The sequence below is a fragment of the Streptomyces sp. NPDC087420 genome (assembly GCF_044744165.1).
GTDB lineage: Bacteria > Actinomycetota > Actinomycetes > Streptomycetales > Streptomycetaceae > Streptomyces.
On the sequence record NZ_JBIUXU010000036.1, the window covers coordinates 1 to 6,429 of the forward strand.

Annotated in this window: 2 tRNA genes and 4 rRNA genes; all 6 read left to right on the top strand. The window is 49.4% G+C overall.

From position 1 onward, the window contains the following. The first annotated feature begins 669 nt into the window (after positions 1-669). The 6 genes from ACIO1C_RS35835 to rrf (ACIO1C_RS35860) all read left to right on the top strand — a co-directional run bounded on the left by ACIO1C_RS35835 (position 670) and on the right by rrf (ACIO1C_RS35860) (position 6,182). Positions 670-2,209, top strand: a 16S ribosomal RNA gene (locus tag ACIO1C_RS35835). Between the two features lie 132 nt (positions 2,210-2,341). Further along, a tRNA-Glu gene (locus ACIO1C_RS35840) sits at positions 2,342-2,417 on the top strand. Positions 2,418-2,754: 337 nt separating this feature from the next. Continuing rightward, positions 2,755-5,661: ribosomal RNA gene (locus tag ACIO1C_RS35845) — 23S ribosomal RNA — on the top strand. 142 nt (positions 5,662-5,803) lie between these two features. Next, positions 5,804-5,919 (top strand): 5S ribosomal RNA (rrf, locus tag ACIO1C_RS35850). A 45-nt stretch (positions 5,920-5,964) separates the two neighbouring features. Further along, positions 5,965-6,040 (top strand) — tRNA-Thr (locus ACIO1C_RS35855). 26 nt (positions 6,041-6,066) lie between these two features. Then, positions 6,067-6,182, top strand: a 5S ribosomal RNA gene (gene rrf / locus ACIO1C_RS35860). The 16S, 23S and 5S rRNA genes sit together here with 2 tRNA genes alongside, the layout of an rRNA operon. Positions 6,183-6,429: the final 247 nt, after the last annotated feature.

Here is a 6,429-nt window from a genome sequence, read left to right on the forward strand (position 1 = left end):
TTTTTTTGCGAAGCCGTTTGTTGCTTACTTAATTCCATAATTCATCTCAAATCTTATTTCTTGGATATCTATATTACGTGAGTAAAGGACAAATTGCTGCTGAAATAGTCAATCATCGGGTGCAATTTAGCTTATAACTTCTTTTTTGGCTAAAAAAAACGCGAACGAAAAAAAAATGCAAAAAAGGGGTTGCCAGATTTTTCTGACTCCCTATAATGCGCATCCACTGACTGGGAACAAGACAACGCAAAGCGCGGTGAACACTGAAACGGCAGCGAGAGATTCTGAAAAGAAAAAGCAAAAAATTGCTTGACTCTCACGGAGGAAAACGTATTATACGCCTCCTCGCAGCAACGACCCAGAAGGTCAAATTTCAATATGAAATGCTGCAACGCTCTTTAACAATTTATCAGACAATCTGTGTGGGCACTCACAGGACACTATCAAAAAAATATTTGATTTTAAGTCTTGAAGAGTGACTAACACGTTAATTCATATATATGAAATAAGGTAGTAACGCTTATTCTGGAAGGATAACGCGAAGGCAAGCAGAGATAACCCGAGACAGTACTTAGGTACGGCGAGGGTAAGCGATGCGAAGCCGACAAAGTTAGCCGAACAAAAGAACGTTACGGTCAGTAAGACATTCTTTGAGCATCAAGCTACTTTTAATTGAAGAGTTTGATCATGGCTCAGATTGAACGCTGGCGGCAGGCCTAACACATGCAAGTCGAGCGGTAACAGGGGAAGCTTGCTTCTCGCTGACGAGCGGCGGACGGGTGAGTAATGTATGGGGATCTGCCCGATAGAGGGGGATAACTACTGGAAACGGTAGCTAATACCGCATAATCTCTAAGGAGCAAAGCAGGGGAACTTCGGTCCTTGCGCTATCGGATGAACCCATATGGGATTAGCTAGTAGGTGAGGTAATGGCTCACCTAGGCGACGATCCCTAGCTGGTCTGAGAGGATGATCAGCCACACTGGGACTGAGACACGGCCCAGACTCCTACGGGAGGCAGCAGTGGGGAATATTGCACAATGGGCGCAAGCCTGATGCAGCCATGCCGCGTGTATGAAGAAGGCCCTAGGGTTGTAAAGTACTTTCAGTCGGGAGGAAGGCGTTGATGCTAATATCATCAACGATTGACGTTACCGACAGAAGAAGCACCGGCTAACTCCGTGCCAGCAGCCGCGGTAATACGGAGGGTGCAAGCGTTAATCGGAATTACTGGGCGTAAAGCGCACGCAGGCGGTTGATTAAGTTAGATGTGAAATCCCCGGGCTTAACCTGGGAATGGCATCTAAGACTGGTCAGCTAGAGTCTTGTAGAGGGGGGTAGAATTCCATGTGTAGCGGTGAAATGCGTAGAGATGTGGAGGAATACCGGTGGCGAAGGCGGCCCCCTGGACAAAGACTGACGCTCAGGTGCGAAAGCGTGGGGAGCAAACAGGATTAGATACCCTGGTAGTCCACGCTGTAAACGATGTCGATTTGAAGGTTGTTCCCTTGAGGAGTGGCTTTCGGAGCTAACGCGTTAAATCGACCGCCTGGGGAGTACGGCCGCAAGGTTAAAACTCAAATGAATTGACGGGGGCCCGCACAAGCGGTGGAGCATGTGGTTTAATTCGATGCAACGCGAAGAACCTTACCTACTCTTGACATCCAGAGAACTTAGCAGAGATGCTTTGGTGCCTTCGGGAACTCTGAGACAGGTGCTGCATGGCTGTCGTCAGCTCGTGTTGTGAAATGTTGGGTTAAGTCCCGCAACGAGCGCAACCCTTATCCTTTGTTGCCAGCGATTCGGTCGGGAACTCAAAGGAGACTGCCGGTGATAAACCGGAGGAAGGTGGGGATGACGTCAAGTCATCATGGCCCTTACGAGTAGGGCTACACACGTGCTACAATGGCGTATACAAAGAGAAGCGACCTCGCGAGAGCAAGCGGAACTCATAAAGTACGTCGTAGTCCGGATTGGAGTCTGCAACTCGACTCCATGAAGTCGGAATCGCTAGTAATCGTAGATCAGAATGCTACGGTGAATACGTTCCCGGGCCTTGTACACACCGCCCGTCACACCATGGGAGTGGGTTGCAAAAGAAGTAGGTAGCTTAACCTTCGGGAGGGCGCTTACCACTTTGTGATTCATGACTGGGGTGAAGTCGTAACAAGGTAACCGTAGGGGAACCTGCGGTTGGATCACCTCCTTACCATTGAAGTGTTTTTGTGAAGTGCTCACACAGATTGTCTGATAGAAAGTAGAGCAATAGGCTATACGTGGGAGACTTATTCGCAAGAATAGGGCTTACATGAAAAGCGCAAAAAGTTTTTGTGATTTTCGTGTCCCCTTCGTCTAGAGGCCTAGGACACCGCCCTTTCACGGCGGTAACAGGGGTTCGAATCCCCTAGGGGACGCCAATTGCGCCGATATCGAGTGAAAGACGATGTCCCCAATAATGATTAAGCCAATTATGTAGATAGTTGGTTTAACAATTATGCTCTTTAACAATCTGGAACAAGCTGAAAATTGAAAACAACGCACATTGTTTATCGCTTAAACAATGTGAGAGTCTCTCAAAAATCTCAACTTGAATGTGCTTCTCTGAAGCATCGAGTCGACGAGCGACATGAGTTCAAGGCAGCCCGCGCACAGCAAGCGCAGCGTACTTAAAGTACGTGAGCATTGCGAGCACGGACTAACGCCGAAATCATGAAGCACAGTCACTCGTTGTAAGAAGACACCTTCGGGTTGTGAGGTTAAGCGACTAAGCGTACACGGTGGATGCCTAGGCAATCAGAGGCGATGAAGGACGTGCTAATCTGCGAAAAGCGTCGGTAAGGTGATATGAACCGTTATAACCGACGATATCCGAATGGGGAAACCCAGTGCAATTCGTTGCACTATCGTTTGATGAATACATAGTCAAACGAGGCGAACCGAGGGAACTGAAACATCTCAGTACCTCGAGGAAAAGAAATCAACCGAGATTCCCCTAGTAGCGGCGAGCGAACGGGGAGCAGCCCAGAGTCTTAATCAGCATTAGCATCAGGAGAACAGTCTGGAAAGGCTGGCAGTAAAGGGTGATAGCCCCGTATCCGAAGGTGTTAGTGTTGTGAACTCGACGAGTAGGGCGGGACACGTGTTATCCTGTCTGAATATGGGGGGACCATCCTCCAAGGCTAAATACTCCTGATTGACCGATAGTGAACCAGTACCGTGAGGGAAAGGCGAAAAGAACCCCGGCGAGGGGAGTGAAATAGAACCTGAAACCGTGTACGTACAAGCAGTGGGAGCACCCTTTAGGGTGTGACTGCGTACCTTTTGTATAATGGGTCAGCGACTTATATTCTGTAGCAAGGTTAACCGTATAGGGGAGCCGTAGGGAAACCGAGTCTTAACTGGGCGAATGAGTTGCAGGGTATAGACCCGAAACCCGGTGATCTAGCCATGGGCAGGTTGAAGGTTGGGTAACACTAACTGGAGGACCGAACCGACTAATGTTGAAAAATTAGCGGATGACTTGTGGCTGGGGGTGAAAGGCCAATCAAACCGGGAGATAGCTGGTTCTCCCCGAAAGCTATTTAGGTAGCGCCTCGTGAACTCATCTTCGGGGGTAGAGCACTGTTTCGACTAGGGGGTCATCCCGACTTACCAACTCGATGCAAACTACGAATACCGAAGAATGTTATCACGGGAGACACACGGCGGGTGCTAACGTTCGTCGTGAAGAGGGAAACAACCCAGACCGCCAGCTAAGGTCCCAAAGTCATAGTTAAGTGGGAAACGAAGTGGGAAGGCTCAGACAGCCAGGATGTTGGCTTAGAAGCAGCCATCATTTAAAGAAAGCGTAATAGCTCACTGGTCGAGTCGGCCTGCGCGGAAGATGTAACGGGGCTAAACTATGCACCGAAGCTGCGGCAGCGATATGTAGATATTGTTGGGTAGGGGAGCGTTCTGTAAGCCTGTGAAGGTGTACTGTGAGGTATGCTGGAGGTATCAGAAGTGCGAATGCTGACATAAGTAACGATAATGCGGGTGAAAAACCCGCACGCCGGAAGACCAAGGGTTCCTGTCCAACGTTAATCGGGGCAGGGTGAGTCGACCCCTAAGGCGAGGCAGAAATGCGTAGTCGATGGGAAACGGGTTAATATTCCCGTACTGGTGATAATTGCGATGGGGGGACGGAGAAGGTTAGGCTGGCCGGGCGACGGTTGTCCCGGTTTAAGGATGTAGGCAGGTGAATTAGGCAAATCCGGTTCACTATATGCTGAGGTCTGATGACGAGTCACTACGGTGGCGAAGTAGCTCATACCCCGCTTCCAGGAAAAGCCTCTAAGCTCTAGATTATCATTAATCGTACCCCAAACCGACACAGGTGGTCAGGTAGAGAATACTCAGGCGCTTGAGAGAACTCGGGTGAAGGAACTAGGCAAAATGGTGCCGTAACTTCGGGAGAAGGCACGCTGGCATTAGGTGAAGTGGTTTACCCATGGAGCTGAAGCCAGTCGCAGATACCAGCTGGCTGCAACTGTTTATTAAAAACACAGCACTGTGCAAACACGAAAGTGGACGTATACGGTGTGACGCCTGCCCGGTGCTGGAAGGTTAATTGATGGGGTTATCCGTAAGGAGAAGCTCTTGATCGAAGCCCCAGTAAACGGCGGCCGTAACTATAACGGTCCTAAGGTAGCGAAATTCCTTGTCGGGTAAGTTCCGACCTGCACGAATGGCGTAATGATGGCCAGGCTGTCTCCACCCGAGACTCAGTGAAATTGAACTCGCTGTGAAGATGCAGTGTACCCGCGGCAAGACGGAAAGACCCCGTGAACCTTTACTATAGCTTGACACTGAACATTGAGCCTTGATGTGTAGGATAGGTGGGAGGCTTTGAAGCGTGGACGCCAGTCTGCGTGGAGCCAACCTTGAAATACCACCCTTTAATGTTTGATGTTCTAACGTTGCCCCGTTATCCGGGGTGCGGACAGTGTCTGGTGGGTAGTTTGACTGGGGCGGTCTCCTCCCAAAGAGTAACGGAGGAGCACGAAGGTTGGCTAAGCATGGTCGGACATCATGCGGTTAGTGCAAAGGCATAAGCCAGCTTGACTGCGAGAGTGACGGCTCGAGCAGGTACGAAAGTAGGTCTTAGTGATCCGGTGGTTCTGAATGGAAGGGCCATCGCTCAACGGATAAAAGGTACTCCGGGGATAACAGGCTGATACCGCCCAAGAGTTCATATCGACGGCGGTGTTTGGCACCTCGATGTCGGCTCATCACATCCTGGGGCTGAAGTAGGTCCCAAGGGTACGGCTGTTCGCCGTTTAAAGTGGTACGCGAGCTGGGTTTAGAACGTCGTGAGACAGTTCGGTCCCTATCTGCCGTGGGCGTTGGAAGATTGAGAGGGGCTGCTCCTAGTACGAGAGGACCGGAGTGGACGCACCACTGGTGTTCGGGTTGTCATGCCAATGGCATTGCCCGGTAGCTAAGTGCGGAAAAGATAACCGCTGAAAGCATCTAAGCGGGAAACTTGCCTTGAGATGAGTCTTCCCTGACCCTTTAAGGGTCCTAAAGGAACGTTTAAGACTAAGACGTTGATAGGTTGGGTGTGTAAGCGTAGCGATACGTTGAGCTAACCAATACTAATGAACCGTGAGGCTTAACCTGACAACACCGAAGGTGTTTTAGAGAGACGAGATAGTTTTCGAATATGCGTGAGAAGCCGAAAGGTGACGGACACAGCAGCTTGTTCAAGATTGATGTTCTGGTTTAGCGAAGAAATGCGCTGAACGGGAACGAACCGAATTTGTCTGGCGGCAATAGCGCGGTGGTCCCACCTGACCCCATGCCGAACTCAGCAGTGAAACGCCGTAGCGCCGATGGTAGTGTGGGGTCTCCCCATGTGAGAGTAGGGAACTGCCAGACATTAAATTTAAAGGTTGTGTCAGTACTAACTGACCGCACCATATTGCTGATATGGCTCAGTTGGTAGAGCACACCCTTGGTAAGGGTGAGGTCCCCAGTTCGAATCTGGGTATCAGCACCATATAATCGGCATTTAAAAAGAATTTACCTAGCGGCAATAGCGCGGTGGTCCCACCTGACCCCATGCCGAACTCAGTAGTGAAACGCCGTAGCGCCGATGGTAGTGTGGGGTCTCCCCATGTGAGAGTAGGGAACTGCTAGGTTTTAAATATAAGAAGCCACCCAATGGGTGGCTTTTTGCTTTCTGACGCTTATGAAAAGTAAGTAAATCATTCCATAATGATCCCGAAATTATCTTATTTTATTATTCTTGCTACCCACGATTAAGTCTGGCTGATAGACTTACTTCATTATTGTTATATTTTTCCTGAAGGTAGTAATGAATCCAACTTCTGAACTCAAACCATTCAACAGCTTTGGTATTGATGCAAAAGCATTATCAGTTTTTAT